Genomic DNA, 17,548 nt, shown 5'->3' with positions numbered 1-17,548 from the left:
CGTGGTCAGCAGGTTCTTACGCGGTGGTTACGACCCGACGATGTCGCGCACGATCGGCGCCAGCGCGCGGAAGGCGCGGCCCCGGTGGCTGATGGCGTCCTTCTCGTCGGGGGACAGCTCGGCGGTGGTGCGGTCGTGGCCGAGCGGGACCAGGATCGGGTCGTAGCCGAAGCCGTTGGTGCCCCGCGGGGTGGTGATCAGGTGACCGGGCAGCGTGCCCTCCACCACCCGGTGCTCCCCGGACGGCAGCGCGAGCGCGGCGGCGCAGGCGAAGTGCGCCGACAGCTTCTCGGCGGGCACGTCGGAGAGCTGGGCGAGCAGCAGGTCGAGGTTGGCCTGGTCGTCGCCGTGGCGGCCGGACCAGCGGGCCGAGAAGACGCCGGGCATGCCGTTGAGCACGTCGACGCAGAGCCCGGAGTCGTCGGCCACGGCCGGCAGCCCGGAGCCATTGGCGACGGCGTGCGCCTTGAGCAGCGCGTTCTCCTCGAAGGTGACGCCGGTCTCGGCGACCTCGCCGATCTCGGGGAACTCCTCCAGGCCGACGATCTCGAACCCGGTGAGGATGCGCCGCAGCTCCGCGATCTTGCCCGGGTTGCGGGTGGCGAGCACGATCTTCATGCGCTCAGCGCCTCCTGCTGGATCAGGGTGAGCTCCTCGCACCCGGCGGCGGCCAGGTCGAGCAGCTGGTCGAGGGCCGCGCGGTCGAAGGGCACGCCCTCGGCGGTGCCCTGCACCTCGACGAAGGCGCCCTCGCCGGTCATCACGACGTTCATGTCGGTCTCGGCGGCGACGTCTTCGGTGTAGCACAGGTCGAGCATGGGGACCGAGCCCACGACCCCGACGGAGACGGCCGCGACCGAGCCGATCAGCGGGTCTCCCGGGCACATCTTGCGCGCCTTCATCCAGGCGACGGCGTCGGCGAGCGCGACGTAGGCGCCGGTGATCGCGGCGGTCCTGGTGCCGCCGTCGGCCTGGAGAACGTCGCAGTCGAGCACAATGGAGTTTTCGCCCAGAGCCTTGTAATCGACGCACGCGCGAAGTGATCTTCCGATCAACCGGGAAATCTCGTGCGTGCGCCCGCCGATTTTGCCGCGGACCGATTCCCGATCATTACGGGTATTGGTCGCCCGCGGCAGCATCGCGTATTCGGCCGTGACCCAGCCCTGCCCGCTGCCCCTGCGCCAGCGTGGCACGCTGTCCTGCACCGAGGCCGCGCAGAGCACCCGCGTGCCGCCGAACTCGACGAGGACCGAACCCTCGGCATGCGCCAGCCACTGCCGGGTGATGGTGATGGGGCGTAGCTGGTCGGGGTTGCGGCCATCCTGTCGGGACATGCAGATCACCCTATCTCCGCGGCACGACACTCTTGACCAAATGTGTCCGACACATGGATCCTTACGCAATGACAACGGGGGTGTTGCGAAACCCTGACTTCCTCCGGTTCCTGACGTCGCACGTGGGGAACGAACTGGGAGCGAATATCTCGCGCGTGGCCCTCCCGCTGGTGGCGGTCGTCACGCTGCACGCGCAGCCGGCCCAGGTGGCTCTGCTGTCCGCGCTGCAGACCGCCGCGTTCCTCATGCTCGGCCTGCCCGCGGGGGTGTGGGTCGACCGGATGCGCCGGCGCCGCGTGATGATGGTCACCGACCTGGCCAGGTTCGTGCTGCTGGCGAGCATTCCGCTGGCGGCGCACCTGGGCCTGCTGTCGATCGGGATGATGTTCGCGGTCGCCTTCCTGGCGGGTGCGGCGCAGGTGTTCAACGACGTCGCGGACCAGACGTACCTGCCCAGCCTGGTGAGCACGCGGCAGCTCAGCGACGGCAACTCCAAGCTGGAGGTGGTGCGCTCCGGCGGCTTCCTGGCCGGGCCGGGCATCGGCGGCCTGCTGGTGCAGCTCGTCGGCGCGCCGTTCACGATGTTCGCCACCGCGCTGGGCTCGCTGACGTCGGCGCTGTTCCTCAGCACCATCAAGACCCCGGACAAGCCACCGGCCGCGAGCGAGCCCGAGCCGTTGCTGCGCGGCATCGGCGTGGGGCTGCGCCACGTGTGGCGCGACCGCCTGCTGCGCATGTTCGCCGCGTCCTCGGTGCTGACGAACCTGACGGTCGGCGCGGTGCTCGGCCTGTCGGTGTTGTTCCTGGCCGATGAGGTGGGGCTGGCGCCCGGTCTCATCGGCGTGCTGCTCATGTCCGGCGGGTTCGGCGGCGTGGCCGCGGGCCTGCTCGGCGCGCTGCTGGCCAGGAAGGTCGGCACGGCCAGGATCACCTGGCTCTCCCTCACCGTTCCGGCGCCCTTCGCCCTGCTGCTGCCGATGACCCAGGCCGACTGGCGGGTGGCGTTCTTCGCCGTCACCTCGATCGCGTTGTCGTGGAGCGCGGCGCTGAGCACGGTCGGCCAGATCACCTACCGGCAGACGACGGTCCCCGAGCAGCTGCTGGGCCGGGTCAACGCCTCGTTCCGGTCGTTGATGTGGAGCTCGGTCCCGCTGGGCGCGCTGCTCGGCGGGATCGTCGCCCAGCAGTTCGGCGTGCGGACGGCCTTATGGGTGTTCATGATCGGCCGGGTCGTGTCGTTCGTGCCGCTGCTGTTCTCGCCGCTGCCCCGATTACGCGACTTCGACGACGTTCAGGCCAGGTCGTAGACCGCGCCGCTGCGGGCCAGCTCGATCGGCCCGGCGTAGCCGCCCCTCGACGCGTCCTGCAGCACTCTCGCGTTGTCGTTCCACGGCACCAGGTGGGTGAGCACCAGCTTGCCCGCGTTGGCCTTGGCCGCGTGCTCGGCCGCCTGACGACCGGTCAGGTGCAGGTCGGGCGGCAGATCGGGCCCCTCGACGAACGACGCCTCGCACAACATGAGGTCGGCCCCCGCGGCCAGCTTGACCAGCTCCGCCGACTCCCCGGTGTCCCCCGAGTACGCCATGCACACGTCGTCGCTGGCCACCCGGAACCCGTACGCCTCGACCGGATGGTTCACCAGGCCGGCGGTGACGACGAACGGCCCCACCTCGAACGAGCCGGGCGACAGCGGCGTGAAGTCGAAGGCGGTCTCCAGGCCGGGCTCGTCCGGCATCCCGTACGCGGCCGCGAGCCGGGCCGGCGCCCCCTCGGGCGCGTAGACCGGCACGGGCGGGTACGGCGCGTCGGGCCCGTACGTGCGGGCCACGTGGTAGCCGCAGACGTCGAGGCAGTGGTCGGCGTGCAGATGGGACAGGCAGATGGCGTCCACGTCGTAGAGGCCGATGTGGCGCTGGAGCGCGCCGAGCGACCCGTTGCCGAGGTCGAGCAGCATCCTGAACCCCTCGGCCTCGACGAGATAGCAGGACGCGGGGCTGTCGGGGCCGGGGTAGCTGCCCGAGCATCCGACGATGGTCACCTTCATGTGGGCCTCCCGCTAAAGGTAGTACCCCCCACTGGCGCGACTTCGACCACGTCGATCTCCGGGCCCAGGAACCGCCTGCCGAGGCGGGCGAAGAGCTGGGAGTCGCCGGTGGCGCGGAAGCGGTGCCGGGGGGTGGCCTCGCCTCCCGCCGCCAGTCCGCGGTCGTGCAGGATCCGGTAGACGTCCTTGGCCGTCTCGTCGGCGCTGGAGACCAGCGTGACCCCGTCGCCGACGACGTAGGAGATCGCGCCGGTGAGCAGCGGGTAGTGGGTGCAGCCGAGGATGAGCGTGTCGCAGCCGGCCGCCCTGATCGGCTCCAGGTAGTCGCGCAGGACGTCGATGAGCTCCTTGCTCATCGTCTCCCCGCGCTCGACGTACTCCACCAGCCGGGGCGCGGCCACGCCGGTGAGCTGCACGTCGGGGGCCGCGGTGAAGGCGTCGTGGTAGGCCAGCGACGTGATGGTGGCCTGGGTGGCGATCACGCCGACCCGGCCGGTGCGGGTGGCGCGCACCGCGCGCCTGGTGGCGGGCTGGATCACCTCGACGACCGGCACGTCGTAGCGTTCGCGGGCGTCGCGCAGCACGGCGGCGCTGGCGCTGTTGCACGCGATGACGAGCATCTTGACGTCCTGCTCGACGAGGTGGTCCATCACCTCAAGGGCGTAGGCGCGCAGCTCCGCGATGGGTTTCGGCCCGTACGGCTGGCGGGCCGTGTCGGCCACGTAGGTGATCGACTCGTGGGGGAGCTGGTCGATGATCGCGCGTGCGACCGTCAGGCCGCCCACCCCGCTGTCGAAGATCCCAATACTCTCGTCCGGCACGTTCTAGAGGGTAGGCGACCTGCTCGATCAACACCGCGTAAGAATGCTCACACCTGATGAAGGCGCGACTGTCGGGTTGCTCACATCAGCCCCTTCCGACCCTGGCGAGCTGGCGCGACTGGGCGACGAGCCGGCCCGCGGAGTCCCAGACCTCGACCTCCTCGTCGAACCAGCCGTCCGAAATGAGGCGGCCGCTCCCGATCAGGGTGAGCCAGCCGGGGGCGGGCAGGGCCCGCAGGTGCCAGGTGAGCTCGACGGTGGGCGCCCAGCCGCGGGCGCCGGCGGAGAACACCACGGGCGGCAGCGCGTCCACGGCCAGGGCCAGCACGTACGGGTCGGCGTCCTGCGGCTCGGCCATCCTGAAGTACGCCCGCGACTCCGGCCTGCCCGTCGGTTCGCCGGCCAGCCAGGCGATGGTGGGCGGGTCGAAGCGCATGTCCATCTGGGCGTTGAGGGTCATGTTGTTCTCGGGCTTGGGGTCGGGCAGCTTGACGCACTCCTCGACGGACGGCATGACGACCGAGGGCGCGTCGGTGTAGACGGGATCGGCGCCGCTCAGGGTGGCGGTGGTGATCAGGCTCTCGATCTGCGGCACGCCGTCCTGGACGAGGGTGGCCCTGGCGAAGGCGGCCGTGCGGCCCGACTTCAGCGGCTCGACCCGGACCTGGGCGGGGCCGGCGACCGGTGACTTGAGGAACTGCGAGGTGGTGCTCACCGGGTGCTCGAACGGCGAGGCGTCCACGGCGGCACGCAGGACGACGGCCATCAGGTAGCCGCCGTTGAGCGGGCCGCCGATGGAGTATCCGGGGTCGAGGCACACGTCATAGGTGGTCTCGTCGACCCTGATCGCCTGTGTGGCCTCGTCGAACTTGGTCATCCCGCCCTGCCTTCACCGTACGGAACTATATTCTAGTAGTCCCCCCACTTTACGCGGGGCTGCGGCCTTCGCACCACGCCGTTCCGACATCAGCGCGCCTACCTGCGGAAACACCACCCGGATGGGACAGTTCGATCATGGCAACTGTCACCGAACTCATCGGTCAGTCGGTGTGGGACTCCAACGGGATCTGGGTCGGTCACGTGGTCGACATCCGCGCGCACAAGCACAGGGGCGGCCTCCAGCAGAGCCAGACGGTCTACGGGCTGGTCGTCTCGGGACGGCGGGCGCCTGTGCTGCTCGGGCTCACCCGCGACCGTCAGGGTCGCTCGCCCTGGCTGTCCAAGACGCTGGCGCGGACGGTGTACGCCGGGTGCACATTCGTCCCCTGGGCCTGCGTGACGGACTGGACAGATGGCGAAGTCCACCTCGATGTGCTGAAAAAAGAGCTAAACCGGGCCTGATCCCGACTTCAGCACATTGCAAGCGGCCATCTAGCAACATCAGCTACCTTCTCTGTGGTCAAAAGTCCACATTGTGAGTTGAGTGATGTCTGCGAATAATCCCCCACCTGGCCAGGATCCTGAGCGCACCACGGCGTACCGAGGAGGCTGGGACCAGCCGCAGGAGCAGCAGCAGCCGTACCAGCCGCAGCAGCCGTACCAGCAGCCGTATGGTCAGCAGGCCCCGCAGCCGGGGCAGGGAGCTTCGTACGGGCAGCCGGCTTACAGCCCTCAATCCGCCTACGGCCAGCAGCCCGCCTACGGCGCCCCGTACGGCGGCCAGGCCCAGCAGGGCTGGCAACAGCAGCAACAACAACCGACCTGGCCGCAGCAGGACCAGCACGCCCAGCAACAGGGCTGGCAGCAGCAGGACCCCTACGCGCAGCAGCACCAGCAGCAGGGCTGGCAGCAGCAGGACCAGTACGGGCAGCAAGGTTGGCAGCAGCAGGGCCCCGAGGGCTTCGGCCCGCCCCAGCCGGCGAAGAAGGGCGGCCGCAAGGGCTGGCTGATCGCCGGCGCGGCCGCGCTCGCGGTGGTGCTGCTCGGCGGCGGCGCGGTGTGGGCCGTGGGCGCGATCGGCGGCGGCGGCACGCAGCCGAACGAGGTCCTGCCCGCCAACGCGATCGCCTACGCCCGCCTCGACCTCGACCCGGCCGCGAACCAGAAGCTGGCGCTGTTCCAGCTCGCCAGGAAGTTCACGGTCACCAAGGGCTCCTTCACCGGCGAGGACCCGCGCCAGGCCCTGTTCAACCTGGTCAACGACAGCGGCGAGAAGAAGGTCGACTTCGCCAAGGACGTGGACCCGTGGCTGGGCAGCAGGGTCGGCTTCGCCGCCGTGCCCTCCGGCAAGTCCGAGCCCGACTTCGCGGTGGCCGTGCAGGTCAAGGACCAGGCGCAGGCCAAGGCGGGCATCGCCAAGCTCATGGACGGCGACAAGTACGGCATCGCCTTCCGCGACGACTACGCGCTGCTGTCCTCGACCCAGGCGCTGGCCGACAAGTTCGCGAAGGGCGAGGCCACCCTCGCCGACAACAGCGAGTTCAACGACGACATGGGCGACGTCGGCGAGCAGGGCGTGTTGTCGTTCTGGGCGGACATGGGCGCGCTGGCCAAGCTCACCCCCATCCCCGCCGAGCAGGCCGCGAGCATCGAGCCCATCAAGGACGCCCGGTTCGCCGGCGCGCTGCGCTTCGACAGCGCCTACGTCGAGCTGGCCGGCCTGGTCAGGGGCGCCAAGGGCGTGACCTCGGACGACCTCCAGCCCGCCACCCTGGGCACGCTGCCCGCCGGCACCGCCGGGGCCCTGTCGGTCTCCGGCCTGGACCAGATGATCACCAGCCAGTGGGCCCAGATCCAGAAGTCGGCCGCGGCCGGCGGCGGCGCCGAGGTGCAGCAGCTCCTCGACCAGGCCAAGACCAAGTTCGGCCTCGACCTGCCCGGCGACCTCGCCACGGTGCTCGGCAAGAACTTCACGGTCGCGGTGGACAGCCAGGGCCTGGACGGCGACCAGATCAAGGCGGGCGTCCGCGTGGTCACCGACCCGGCCAAGGCCCAGGCGGTCGTCGGCAAGATCGAGAAGGCGCTGGCGGCCAGCGGGCAGCCCGCTCCGCAGCTCGCCAAGGTGCCCGGTGACGGCGTCTTCACGGCGGCGACGAGCGAGGAGTACGCCAAGAAGCTGGCCGAGGAGGGCACGCTGGGCGACTCCGAGACGTTCCAGACCGCGATCCCCGACGCCGGCGAGGCCACCTTCGCGCTCTTCGTGGACCTCGACAAGGTCGAGCACCTGTACCTGCAGAGCATGGAGGGCGACGAGAAGGCCAACGTGCAGGTCCTGCGGGCCGTCGGGCTGAGCGGCAAGCAGAGCGCCACCGAGGCGGACTTCTCGCTGCGGGTCCTGTTCAACTGACCGGGCAAGAAGGGGGGCGGCCGTCCCGGCCGCCCCCCTTCTTCATGTCCTCAGGCCCAGAGCTGGCCTTCGAGGCGGTCTTCCGCCTCCTCCAGGGTGCCTTCGTAGGCGCCCGTGGACAGGTACTTCCAGCCGCCGTCGGCCACCACGAAGACGACGTCGGCCCGTTCGCCCGCCTTGACGGCCTTCCCGGCCACGCCCAGCGCGGCGTGCAGCGCGGCGCCGGTCGAGACGCCGGCGAAGATGCCCTCGGCGGCCAGCAGCTCGCGGGTGCGCCGCAGCGCGTCGGCCGAGCCGACGGAGAAGCGGGTGGTCAGCACGGACTCGTCGTACAACTCGGGGATGAAGCCCTCGTCGACGTTGCGCAGGCCGTAGACCAGCTCGCCGTAGCGCGGCTCGGCGGCGACGATCTGCACGCCGGGCACCCGTTCCCGCAGGAACCGGCCGACGCCCATGAGCGTGCCCGTCGTGCCGAGCCCGGCCACGAAGTGGGTGACCGTGGGCAGGTCGGCCAGGATCTCCGGGCCGGTGGTCTCGTAGTGGGAGCGCCAGTTGGCCGGGTTCCCGTACTGGTAGAGCATCACCCAGGACGGGTTCTCCGCGGCCAGGCCCTTGGCCACGCGGACGGCCTCGTTGGAGCCGCCCGCGGCGGGCGAGGAGATGATCTCCGCGCCCCACATGCGCAGGAGCTGACGGCGTTCCTCGGAGGTGTTCTCCGGCATCACGCAGATCAGCCGGTAGCCCTTGAGCTTGGCCGACATCGCGAGCGAGATGCCGGTGTTGCCGCTGGTGGGCTCCAGGATCGTGCAGCCGGGCGTGAGCAGGCCGTCCTTCTCGGCCTGCTCGATCATCCACAGCGCCGGCCGGTCCTTGATCGACCCGGTCGGGTTGCGGTCCTCGAGCTTGGCCCAGACGCGCACCTCGGGCGAGGGCGACAGCCGGGGCAGCCCGACGAGCGGCGTGCGCCCGACCGAGTCGATCAGCGAGTCGAACCGCATGTCACCCGCCGGCGACGGCGGGCAGCACGGTCACCGTGTCGCCGTCGGACACCGGGGTGCCGAGGCCGCCGAGGAAGCGCACGTCTTCGTCGTTGAGGTAGACGTTGACGAAGCGGCGCAGGCTGCCCTGGTCGACCAGGCGGTCCTTGATGCCGGGGTGGCGCGACTCAAGGTTGCTGATCAGCTCGTCGAGGGTGGCGCCCTCGGCGTCGACGGCCTTGGCGCCGTCGGTGTAGGTGCGCAGGATGGTGGGAATGCGAACCTCGATGGCCATCGCGGTCATTCTCCTCTTATCTGGTCGTCGTCCCATCGGCGGCAACACCGATGGCTTGGTACGGATTCCAGATCAGCGACAGTCGTAGACGACGACGGCCGGGGTGTGCGCGAAGAGGTAGCTCTGCACCGGCCGGACCATCATGGGAGGAATCTTACCTCTTCCTCCTCGATCACTCCGTCGAGGATCCGGTAGGAGCGGAACTCGACCTCGTTCTCGTCCCTGGTCGAGACCAGGACGTAGTGGGCCTGCGGCTCGGAGGCGTAGGACACGTCGGTGCGCGACGGGTACGCCTCGGTGGCGGTGTGGGAGTGGTAGATCACGACGGGCTCCTCGTCGCGGTCGTCCATCTCCCGCCAGACGCGCAGTTGCTCCATGGAGTCGAACCGGTAGAAGGTGGGCGAACGCTCGGCGTTCTCCATCGGGACGAACCGCTCGGGCACGCCGTCGCGGCCCGCGATCACCCCGCACGCCTCGTCGGGATGGTCGGCCCGCGCGTGCGCGACGATCTTGTCCACCAGTTCCTGCGAGATCGTGAGCATGCCCGGAAGCTACCAGAGGGCGCGGACCAGGCTGTCTTGGAGGTAGGTCAGCCAATCGTAGGTGACGTAGGCCGGGTAGCGGGGGTCGTCCTCGGACATCATGGCGATCTCGTCGTGGACCTCCTCGGTCACGTCGAGCTTGGTGCCGAGCGTCAGGCGCACGTCGTTGAGCGAGCGCAGCCACGCCTGGGCCTGCTCCGGCGTCAGCTCGGCGCCGCCCGGTCGCGCGGTGTCCAGGACGGTCTGGGCGTCGGCGCGCTTGCCGTCGCGCAGCGTGGCCTCGGTGTAGCGGCGGAACTCCGAGGCCTCCTGCTCGTCCTCGTAGGCCGAGGGGAACAGCCGGGCCAGCACCGGGTCGGTGGGCGCCTGGGCCGCCCCGATGCCGAGCGCCCGCTCCAGCGGATCGTCGCTGGTCTCCCCCGGCGCGACCAGGCCGAGCAGCATCGAGACGAGCGAGCGCAACAGCGAGACCTCCGCGGCCTCGAACTGCGCGATGACCGAGCCGTTCCGCCCGGCCGAGAACCCCGAACTCACTGCCGCCGCCTCACTTGACCGAATCCGGCTGGACCGTCGCCCACAGGCCGTAGGAGTGAAGAATCTGCACATCGCGTTCCATCTCTTCGCGCGTGCCACTGGACACGACCGCCTTGCCCTTTTGGTGGACGTCCAGCATCAGTTTCTCCGCCTTCTCCTTGGTGTAGCCGAAGACGGTTTGGAAGACATAGGTCACGTAGGACATGAGGTTGACCGGGTCGTTCCAGACGATGGTCACCCATGGCAGATCGGGCCGGACGTCCGATGACGGACGCTCGACGGTGATTGGAGCGGTGCTACCCACATCCCCGAGTCTGCCCTATCTGGGTCGTAGTCTTCGAGTCGTGAGAATGACCATGAGCACTGCGTTGCTCACAGATCACTATGAGCTGACGATGCTCCAGGCGGCACTGCGCAGCGGCGCGGCGCACCGGCGCGCGGTCTTCGAGGTGTTCGCCAGACACCTGCCGGGCGGCCGCCGGTACGGGGTCGTGGCCGGCATCGGACGCGTCCTGGACGAGCTCGAACGCTTCCGTTTCGGTGACGAAGAACTCACCTTTCTCCGCGAGCAGGAGGTGGTCGACGAATCGACTCTGGCGTTTCTCGCCGATTACCGGTTTTCCGGGAACGTCTACGGCTACCGCGAGGGCGACCTGTACTTCCCCGCCTCCCCGATCATGATCGTCGAGGGCACCTTCGCCGAGGCCGTGCTGCTGGAGACGCTGACGCTGTCGATACTCAACCACGACTGCGCCATCGCCTCGGCGGCCTCCCGCATGACCAACGCCGCCGGCAAGCGCCCGCTCATCGAGATGGGCTCGCGCCGCACGCACGAGTACGCCGCCGTCGCCGCCGCCCGCGCCGCCTACATCGCCGGGTTCGCCTCCACCTCCAACCTCATGGCCGGCCACATGTACGGCGTCCCCACGGCGGGCACGGCCGCGCACGCGTTCACCCTGCTGCACGACTCCGAGCGGGACGCGTTCGAGGCCCAGATCGCCTCCCTCGGCGTGGGCACGACGCTGCTGGTGGACACCTACGACGTCGAGCAGGCGGTGCGCACGGCGGTCGAGCTGGCCGGCAACAAGCTGGGCGCGGTCCGCATCGACTCCGGCGACCTGGCCGCCGCCGCGCAGGAGGTGCGCGAGCTGCTCGACTCGCTCGGCGCCTTCGACACCCGCATCGTGGTCACCTCCGACCTCGACGAGTACGCCATCGCCGCGCTCGCCGCCGCCCCCGTGGACGGTTACGGCGTGGGCACCTCCCTGGTGACCGGGTCCGGCGTCCCCACGGCGGCCCTGGTGTACAAGCTGGTGGCGCGGGAGACCGGGGCGGGCCGGCTGGAGGCCGTGGCCAAGCGGTCGGTGGGCAAGCCGTCGCGCGGGGGGCGCAAGGAGGCGTACCGGCTGCTCGACGACGGCGGGCACGTCGAGACCGAGCTGATCACGACCGGCGGCGTCGTCCCCGACGGCGGCATCCCCCTGCTGCACGAGCTGGTGCGCGACGGCGAGGTCGTCGGCCGGGAGCCCCTGTCCGCCGCCCGTGACCGCCACGCCGCTGCCGTCGCGCTGCTCCCCCAGGAGGCGCTGCACCTCGGGAGGGGGTACGCGGCGATCCCCACGGAGTTCGTCTGACGTATCGTGCTCTTATGGGCACCGCGTTGATCATCGTCGATGTGCAGAACGACTTCTGCGAGGGTGGCAGCCTGGCCGTGGCAGGCGGCTCGGAGGTGGCCGCCGCGATCACCCGCCATCTCGGCGAGCACGGCTACGACCACGTCGTGGCCACCCGTGACCACCACGTCGACCCCGGCACCCACTTCTCGGACACCCCCGACTACGTCACGTCCTGGCCCGCCCACTGCGTGGCCGGCACCCCCGGCGCCGACTTCCATCCCTCCTTCGACGTCTCGGAGGTGGAGGAGGTCTTCAGCAAGGGCGCCCACGCGGCGGCCTACAGCGGCTTCGAGGGCGCCTCGGGCGACGGCGCGCCGCTGGCCGACTGGCTGCGCGAGCGCGGGGTGACGGAGGTCGACGTGGTGGGCATCGCCACCGACCACTGCGTGCGCGCGACGGCGCTCGACGCGGCGGCCAACGGGCTGGCCGTGCGGGTGCTGCTCGACCTCACCGCGGGCGTCTCCCCGGCGACCACGCAGTCGGCCATGGCCCAGATGGAGGCCGCGGGCGTGACGCTGGAGGGCACGCCCAAGGCGGGCTGACCGGCCCCGCCCGGGGACGACCCCCGGTTGTGCCGCACCCGAGCCTGATCACGGACGGTACACAGTGCGCAACCCTGCGGTCATGTGATATTCAAGGATGACCTAACCTCTCCGCAGTCGAAGTAGTACGTAGAGTCATATCTCTTCATCCTGTGCGAGGTTTCTCATGCTTGCCATCTCCCTGGGCGTGGCCTGGCTGCTGCTCGCCCCTCTCGCCCTCTGGGTGCTCGTCAAGGGCCGTCCGGGGGCGCGGGTGGGGGCGGTCGTGACGCTGGCGCTGCTGGAGGTCGCGACGGTCGCGATGGGCGACGTGCCCTCCGGCCGCGGCCCCGCCGTCGTGGCCCACGACATGCCGCCGGCGCCCGCGCTGCCCGCCTGCGACGAGCGCACCCCGATCCCCCAGTGGGCCAAGGTCGGGCGGCAGCTCGTGCTGTCGTGGTCGGCCGCGCCGCGCGAGTGCGCGACGGCCAAGGTGATCGCCCGCCCGGAGGGCCGCCGGCTGCTGGTGTGGGTGCACGAGGGGCCGCTCAACGGCGACCATCAGGGGGTGCGCACCCTTCCCGTCCGGGTCAAGGACGGCCGGGCGGCGCTGACCGTCCCGCTGCCGGGCGACGAGCGCTACATCCCGGTGGACGGCCGCTCCGGCAAGAGGATCCCGGCCCCCGCCGGCCTCTGAAGCCTCCTAGAGGGTCGCCACGGCCAGCCGCAGGGCGTCGTCGAACCTGACGAACACCTCGAACGCGTGCCGCAGCCCCGTGATCGACAACACCCGGGCCATCACCCCGTGCACCCCCGCGAGCAACAGCCTGGTGCCCCTCGACTCGCACCGCTGCATGACCTCGACGAGCTCGTTCATGCCCATCGAGTCGCAGAAGGCGACCGCGCCGAGGTCGAGGATCAGGAACGGCTTGGCCGGCAGCTCCCACACGCGCTGCATGTGCTCGCGCAGGATCGGGATCGCGTAGACGTCGAGCTCGCCTTCGAGCCGGATGATGACGGCGTTTCGGGAGAGGCCGGAAGCGACGGTGAGCGTCGACCTGCCGGGGGCCTCAGACGACATGGGCAAGATCCTTCTGGTATCCCAAGACAGCCAAGAGGGTTGTTGCCGTTCTGGCCGGCCTTCTAACGGAAGGTCACTGCTCTGTGTCCAAATGTGCAGGGTCCTCTGCCGGACCCGCGCCGGACCCCTTCGCCGGTTCGCGGGGAACCGGCGAAGGGGGCGCGGCTAGCGCCGCTGGGTGGCCCAGCGGCGGATGGCGTCGATGCGCTCCTGGATCTGCTCGGCCGTGGCCTGCGCGATCGGCGGGCCGCCGCACGTGCGGCGCAGCTCGGCGTGGATGACGCCGTGGGGCTGGCCCGTGCGGTGGTTCCAGGCGCCGACCAGGCCGTTGAGCTCGCGCCGGAGCTCGGCGATCTGCTCGTGCGGGGCGAGCGTCTCCTTGGGCTGCTCGGCCGGGCTCTGCCGGCGCTTGGCGGCCTGCTGGTCGGACTGGCGCTTGCGGAGCAGGGTGGCCACCTGGTCGGGCTCCAGGAGGCCGGGCAGGCCGAGGAAGTCCTCCTCCTCGGCCGAGCCGATCTCCGCGCCGGTGCCGAACTCGCCGCCGTCGAAGAGCACCCGGTCGAAGGTGGCCGAGGTCTCCATCGTCTCGAACGGCAGCTCGTCGCCCAGGACGTCGGGGTTGTCCTTCTGCCGGTTGGCCTGCTCCAGCAGGCTGTCGTCGAGGCCGTCCTCCGGGGGCTTCCTGTTGAGCACGTGGTCGCGCTCGACCTCCATCTCGTTGGCCAGCCCCATGAGGGTGGGCACCGAGGGGAGGAAGACCGAGGCGGTCTCGCCGCGCTTGCGGGCGCGCACGAACCGGCCCACGGCCTGGGCGAAGAAGAGGGGGGTGGAGGTCGAGGTGGCGTAGACGCCCACGCACAGGCGCGGGATGTCGACCCCCTCGGAGACCATGCGGACGGCCACCAGCCACCGGTCGTGGGAGGCGGCGAACTGCTTGATCTTCTTGGACGCCCCGGGGTCGTCGGACAGGACCACGGTCGCGCCCTCGCCGGTGATGTTGCGCAGGTGGCGGGCGTAGGCGCGGGCGGTCTCGTGGTCGGTGGCGATCACCAGGCCGCCCGCGTCGGGCACGCCCCGGCGGACCTCGGTCAGGCGGCGGTCGGCGGCCTGCATGACCTGGCGGATCCAGTCGCCCTTGGGGTCGAGCGCGGCCCGCCACGCCTGGGACAGCTGGTCCTTGGTGAGCGGGGTGCCGAGCGTCGCGGCGATCTCGTCGCCCGCGCGGGTGCGCCACTTCATCTCGCCGGAGTAGGCCAGGAAGATCACCGGACGGACGACGCCGTCGTCGAGCGCCGGGCCGTAGCCGTAGGAGAAGTCGGAGACGCTGCGCTTGACGCCCTCGGCGTCCTCCTCGTAGCCGACGAACGGGATCGGGTTGTCGTCGGACCTGAACGGCGTGCCGGTGAGCTGGAGCCGGCGGGTGGCGGGCTCGAACGCCTCGCGCACGCCGTCGCCCCACGACTTGGCGTCGCCCGCGTGGTGGATCTCGTCGAAGATGACCAGTGTCTTGCGGGCCTCGGTGCGCGCCCGGTGGAGCGCGGGGTGCATCGCGACCTGCGCGTAGGTCACCGCCACCCCGGTGTAGTCGCGCGAGGTCGTGCCCTGGCTGTTCTTGAACTCCGGGTCGATGCCGATGCCGACCCGGGCGGCGGCGTCGGCCCACTGGCGTTTGAGGTGCTCGGTGGGCGTGACGATGGTGACGGCCCTGATCACCCCGTTGGCCAGCAGCTCGCTGGCGATGCGCAGGGCGTAGGTCGTCTTGCCCGCGCCGGGGGTGGCCACGGTGAGGAAGTCACGCGGCTCGCGCCTGAAGTACAGGTCGAACGCCTGCTGCTGCCAGGCGCGCAGTTTGGGCGCGGTGCCCCACGCGGCGCGGTCTGGATAGGAAGGCGAAAGGTGGGACGCGGCGAAGGTGCTCACCGCATCACCTCTGGGGTTCGTGTGCTTCGCTCTCTCACAGTGACCCAAGAGTAATCGGGCTCACCGACAAGACGTGCCGTGCACCGAGGATTCTGGCCAAGGTCTTCCCTACGTGCTATGTGGCTTATCTGAAGCTCGTCATCACCGCGTCGAGCGCCTGTCTGCCGGTGGCCGCCTCGGGCTGGAGCAGGCCGACGAGCAGCACGGCGCGGCCCGCGCGAGTGAGAAGCATCACGCGCAGGAACGCGGGCCGGTTGACGACGTCCTGGTACTCGGCCCGCAGGGCCCGGGTGTGTCCCTGCGGGATGTCCCGGTCGTCCACGACCGTGACCTTGTCGCCCTTGAGCAGCAGCCTGGAGTACAGCTCGGCGGCCTCCCCCGCGGCCTTCTTGGCGTTCGGCACGGGCTCGGCGACCCGCCTGGCCATGACCAGCGCGCCGTTGCCGTCCCTGGCGACCGAGGTGAAGCCGGTGACGGGCGGGACCGTCCCGGCGCTCCAGCCGGGCGGCAGCCGCAGCGTCACGCCGGCCACGGCGTCGCTCAGCCGGTCGGGCCGCGGCGGCGGCGCGGTGAGCCGGGACGCCACCGCGCTCACCCCCGCGACCAGCCCCGCCACCGCCACCAGCGCGACCAGGACGCCGGCCAGCCGCCGTCCGCGCCGCGGCGCCTGCTCCAGCGGGCCGGGGTCGGCGGGGGTGCCGTAGAGGCGGGCCGAGGGCGGCAGCGGCTCGGAGGGGGTGGCGTGGCGGCGGGCCGAGGGCGGCAGCGGGCCGGCCGGTGGGTCGGCCGGCGGGTCGAACGGGACCGTCCTGCGGATCCGCGGGTTCCACGCCGTCCGCTCGTACGGGTCGCGCCCCCGGCGCGGCGGCCAGGGGGCCTCCTCGTCGCCGCCGTCGTCGTCGCCGTCGTCGCCGGTGTCGAGGTCGGGGTCGGGGTCGTCCGGGAAGTCCGCGTCCTGGGGAGGAGTGCGGCGGTGCCGGGGCCCGGAAGCGGGGGGCCAGACCCGGTGATCGTCCTCCATGACACCTCCTCGTCCCGTTGTCCTATCACTCCTCGGGACGAAGATCTGGCGATCCGTGATCGCTGTGGCGGGAGGGGCAGAATCACACGATCAGCGGGTGCGCGCGGCCAGGAACGTGGCGGCCAGCCCGATGAGCGCCATGAGGACCGAGATCACCACGAACCCGGTGGCGATCTGACCGGAGCCGTGCCCGATGAAGTTGATCACCGCGCCGCCCAGGCCCACGGTCAGGGCCGAGCCCAGCATGTCGGTGACCGACAGCGCGGCGGAGTTGGCGCCCTGCTCGCTGACCGGCGACTGCCTGAGCGCGGTCACGCTGACCGTGGTCATGCCGAGGCCCATGCCGAACCCGGCCGCGATCCAGGCCGGCACCGCGATCCAGCCGCTCACCGCGGGCAGCGCCGCGAACAGCGCGATCACGATCCCGGCCGTCACGCACACCGCCCCGAGCCTGATCCGCCGGTGCGGCTCGGCGGTCCGCCTGCTCTGCAGGAACGAGCCCGCCGACCAGCCGAGCGCGCCCGTGGTCAGCGCGATCCCGGCGGCCCTGGCGTCGAAGAGCTTGACCGACGTGAGCACCAGCGGGATGAAGGAGTTGACCCCGAAGAAGGCGGCCGAGAAGAACCCGCGCAGCAGCACGGTCGTGGGCAGCCCGCGCCCGAACCGCAGCGCGCCCGGCGGCAGCAGCCGCTGCAGGCCGTAGACGAGGAAGCCCAGCCCGCCGAGCGTGGCGGCCGTGCCGATCATCGGCTGCTTGTGCAGCTCGTCCACGCCCCACAGCAGCACGCCCGCGCCGCCGGCGGCGGACGTGGCGGCCAGCGTCATCGCCAGCGGCTGCGAACGCGGCCCGCGCGGGCTCTCGTCGGCCTCCCCCGGCGTGGCCATCCGGAGCGCGGGGACGAGCATCACCAGCGCGGGCACCACCAGCGGGATGATCCCGTAGAAGACGAAACGCCAGCCCCACTCCTTCGCGACGGCCCCCGCCACGGCGGGCCCGACCATCGAGGGCACGACCCAGGCGGCCGACAGCGCCGCGAAGACCTTGGGCCGCACGACCGCCGGGTAGACCCGGGCGATCATCACGTACAGCGCCACGATCGAGGAACCGGCGCCCAGCCCCTGGACGGCCCGCGCCACCAGGAACAGCTCCTTGGCGTTCGCCGCGCCGGCCAGCGCCATCCCGGCGACGAACAGCACCACCCCGACGAGGAACGGCAGCGGGTAGCCGCGCCGGTCCGACCAGAGCCCGGCGACCACGTTGGCGAACAGGCTGGCGATGAGGAAGGCGGAGAAGCTGATGCCGTAGAGGTTGAGCGCGTCGAGGTCGGCCGAGACCGCCGGCATGACGACGCCGACCGACATGCCCTCGAAGGCGATCAGCGTGACCACCAGAAGGATCCCCAAGGTGGCGGTGCGGTACTGGGGCCCGAGGATCGGGGGTGAGGTGTCGGGAGCGTCGATTGCCTTCGGTGCTGTCACCTACACATCGTAATTGC

The 17,548-nt window shown here is 70.9% G+C and carries 20 protein-coding genes; 6 read left to right on the top strand and 14 right to left on the bottom strand.

Annotated features, from left to right (window positions below):
* Positions 1-27 precede the first annotated feature (27 nt).
* The gene (gene rdgB, locus ACWEJ6_RS19785) at positions 28-618 is read right to left on the bottom strand and encodes an RdgB/HAM1 family non-canonical purine NTP pyrophosphatase (protein ID WP_387667897.1); all 591 of its coding nucleotides are present in this window, start codon (positions 616-618) and stop codon (positions 28-30) included.
* Positions 615-1,334: a ribonuclease PH gene (gene rph, locus ACWEJ6_RS19780; RefSeq protein ID WP_358283918.1), complete on the bottom strand. Its 720-nt coding sequence runs from the start codon at positions 1,332-1,334 to the stop codon at positions 615-617. The genes rdgB and rph overlap by 4 nt, the downstream gene beginning before the upstream one ends.
* Positions 1,335-1,387: 53 nt before the next feature.
* On the opposite strand from rph, the gene ACWEJ6_RS19775 reads away from it, so the two are divergent.
* Positions 1,388-2,641 carry an MFS transporter gene (locus tag ACWEJ6_RS19775; RefSeq protein WP_452425167.1) on the top strand — a complete coding sequence of 418 codons (1,254 nt, stop codon included), beginning with the start codon at positions 1,388-1,390 and terminating at the stop codon, positions 2,639-2,641.
* Here the strand turns inward: ACWEJ6_RS19775 and ACWEJ6_RS19770 are convergent.
* From ACWEJ6_RS19770 to ACWEJ6_RS19760, 3 genes are all read right to left on the bottom strand, one after another.
* Positions 2,626-3,378 carry an MBL fold metallo-hydrolase gene (locus tag ACWEJ6_RS19770; RefSeq protein ID WP_357971117.1) on the bottom strand — a complete coding sequence of 251 codons (753 nt, stop codon included), beginning with the start codon at positions 3,376-3,378 and terminating at the stop codon, positions 2,626-2,628. The genes ACWEJ6_RS19775 and ACWEJ6_RS19770 overlap by 16 nt on opposite strands.
* Positions 3,375-4,199: a glutamate racemase gene (gene murI / locus ACWEJ6_RS19765; RefSeq protein ID WP_387645872.1), complete on the bottom strand. Its 825-nt coding sequence runs from the start codon at positions 4,197-4,199 to the stop codon at positions 3,375-3,377. Before murI ends, ACWEJ6_RS19770 begins: the two co-directional genes overlap by 4 nt.
* Before the next feature lie 85 nt (positions 4,200-4,284).
* A complete protein-coding gene (locus ACWEJ6_RS19760) occupies positions 4,285-5,076 on the bottom strand; it encodes a thioesterase family protein (protein ID WP_387667905.1) in 792 nt (263 codons plus the stop codon).
* 137 nt (positions 5,077-5,213) lie between these two features.
* Between ACWEJ6_RS19760 and ACWEJ6_RS19755 the strand changes: the two genes are divergently transcribed.
* Positions 5,214-5,540: a hypothetical protein gene (locus ACWEJ6_RS19755; protein WP_352350122.1), complete on the top strand. Its 327-nt coding sequence runs from the start codon at positions 5,214-5,216 to the stop codon at positions 5,538-5,540.
* An 85-nt stretch (positions 5,541-5,625) separates the two neighbouring features.
* Positions 5,626-7,485, top strand: a complete 1,860-nt coding sequence (locus ACWEJ6_RS19750) for a DUF3352 domain-containing protein (RefSeq protein WP_452425164.1) — start codon at positions 5,626-5,628, stop codon at positions 7,483-7,485.
* 50 nt (positions 7,486-7,535) lie between these two features.
* Here the strand turns inward: ACWEJ6_RS19750 and ACWEJ6_RS19745 are convergent, their stop codons facing one another.
* From ACWEJ6_RS19745 to clpS, 5 genes are all read right to left on the bottom strand, one after another.
* Positions 7,536-8,483, bottom strand: a complete 948-nt coding sequence (locus tag ACWEJ6_RS19745) for a PLP-dependent cysteine synthase family protein (protein WP_358283538.1) — start codon at positions 8,481-8,483, stop codon at positions 7,536-7,538.
* Position 8,484: 1 nt separating this feature from the next.
* Positions 8,485-8,757: a MoaD/ThiS family protein gene (locus tag ACWEJ6_RS19740; RefSeq protein ID WP_352350116.1), complete on the bottom strand. Its 273-nt coding sequence runs from the start codon at positions 8,755-8,757 to the stop codon at positions 8,485-8,487.
* Positions 8,758-8,897: 140 nt separating this feature from the next.
* Positions 8,898-9,299 carry a M67 family metallopeptidase gene (locus ACWEJ6_RS19735; RefSeq protein WP_352327704.1) on the bottom strand — a complete coding sequence of 134 codons (402 nt, stop codon included), beginning with the start codon at positions 9,297-9,299 and terminating at the stop codon, positions 8,898-8,900.
* 9 nt (positions 9,300-9,308) lie between these two features.
* Positions 9,309-9,833 carry a DUF2017 domain-containing protein gene (locus ACWEJ6_RS19730; RefSeq protein ID WP_352350114.1) on the bottom strand — a complete coding sequence of 175 codons (525 nt, stop codon included), beginning with the start codon at positions 9,831-9,833 and terminating at the stop codon, positions 9,309-9,311.
* A gap of 10 nt (positions 9,834-9,843) precedes the next feature.
* Positions 9,844-10,137, bottom strand: a complete 294-nt coding sequence (gene clpS / locus ACWEJ6_RS19725; protein WP_352350112.1) for an ATP-dependent Clp protease adapter ClpS — start codon at positions 10,135-10,137, stop codon at positions 9,844-9,846.
* Positions 10,138-10,183: 46 nt separating this feature from the next.
* Between clpS and ACWEJ6_RS19720 the strand changes: the two genes are divergently transcribed.
* From ACWEJ6_RS19720 to ACWEJ6_RS19710, 3 genes are all read left to right on the top strand, one after another.
* The gene (locus ACWEJ6_RS19720) at positions 10,184-11,467 is read left to right on the top strand and encodes a nicotinate phosphoribosyltransferase (RefSeq protein WP_397162489.1); all 1,284 of its coding nucleotides are present in this window, start codon (positions 10,184-10,186) and stop codon (positions 11,465-11,467) included.
* 14 nt (positions 11,468-11,481) lie between these two features.
* Complete coding sequence (locus tag ACWEJ6_RS19715; RefSeq protein ID WP_352327700.1) at positions 11,482-12,051, top strand: nicotinamidase; 570 nt, start codon at positions 11,482-11,484, stop codon at positions 12,049-12,051.
* A gap of 166 nt (positions 12,052-12,217) precedes the next feature.
* Entirely contained in the window at positions 12,218-12,727 is a 510-nt protein-coding gene (locus ACWEJ6_RS19710) for a hypothetical protein (RefSeq protein ID WP_452425160.1), read from the top strand.
* Between the two features lie 6 nt (positions 12,728-12,733).
* On the opposite strand, the gene ACWEJ6_RS19705 is transcribed toward ACWEJ6_RS19710, so the two are convergent.
* The 4 genes from ACWEJ6_RS19705 to ACWEJ6_RS19690 all read right to left on the bottom strand — a co-directional run bounded on the left by ACWEJ6_RS19705 (position 12,734) and on the right by ACWEJ6_RS19690 (position 17,531).
* Positions 12,734-13,111, bottom strand: coding sequence for an STAS domain-containing protein (locus ACWEJ6_RS19705; protein ID WP_452425158.1), 378 nt, complete (start codon positions 13,109-13,111; stop codon positions 12,734-12,736).
* 165 nt (positions 13,112-13,276) lie between these two features.
* A complete protein-coding gene (locus ACWEJ6_RS19700; RefSeq protein WP_387667921.1) occupies positions 13,277-15,031 on the bottom strand; it encodes a DEAD/DEAH box helicase in 1,755 nt (584 codons plus the stop codon).
* Positions 15,032-15,155: 124 nt separating this feature from the next.
* On the bottom strand, positions 15,156-16,052 hold the full coding sequence (locus ACWEJ6_RS19695) for a hypothetical protein (protein ID WP_452425156.1): 897 nt from the start codon (positions 16,050-16,052) through the stop codon (positions 15,156-15,158).
* 90 nt (positions 16,053-16,142) lie between these two features.
* Positions 16,143-17,531: an MFS transporter gene (locus ACWEJ6_RS19690; protein WP_452425154.1), complete on the bottom strand. Its 1,389-nt coding sequence runs from the start codon at positions 17,529-17,531 to the stop codon at positions 16,143-16,145.
* Positions 17,532-17,548: the final 17 nt, after the last annotated feature.

It is taken from the genome of Nonomuraea sp. NPDC004702 (assembly GCF_053601695.1).
Note: the sequence above shows the minus strand (reverse complement) of the source record. Positions and strands in the feature narration are given on the sequence as shown.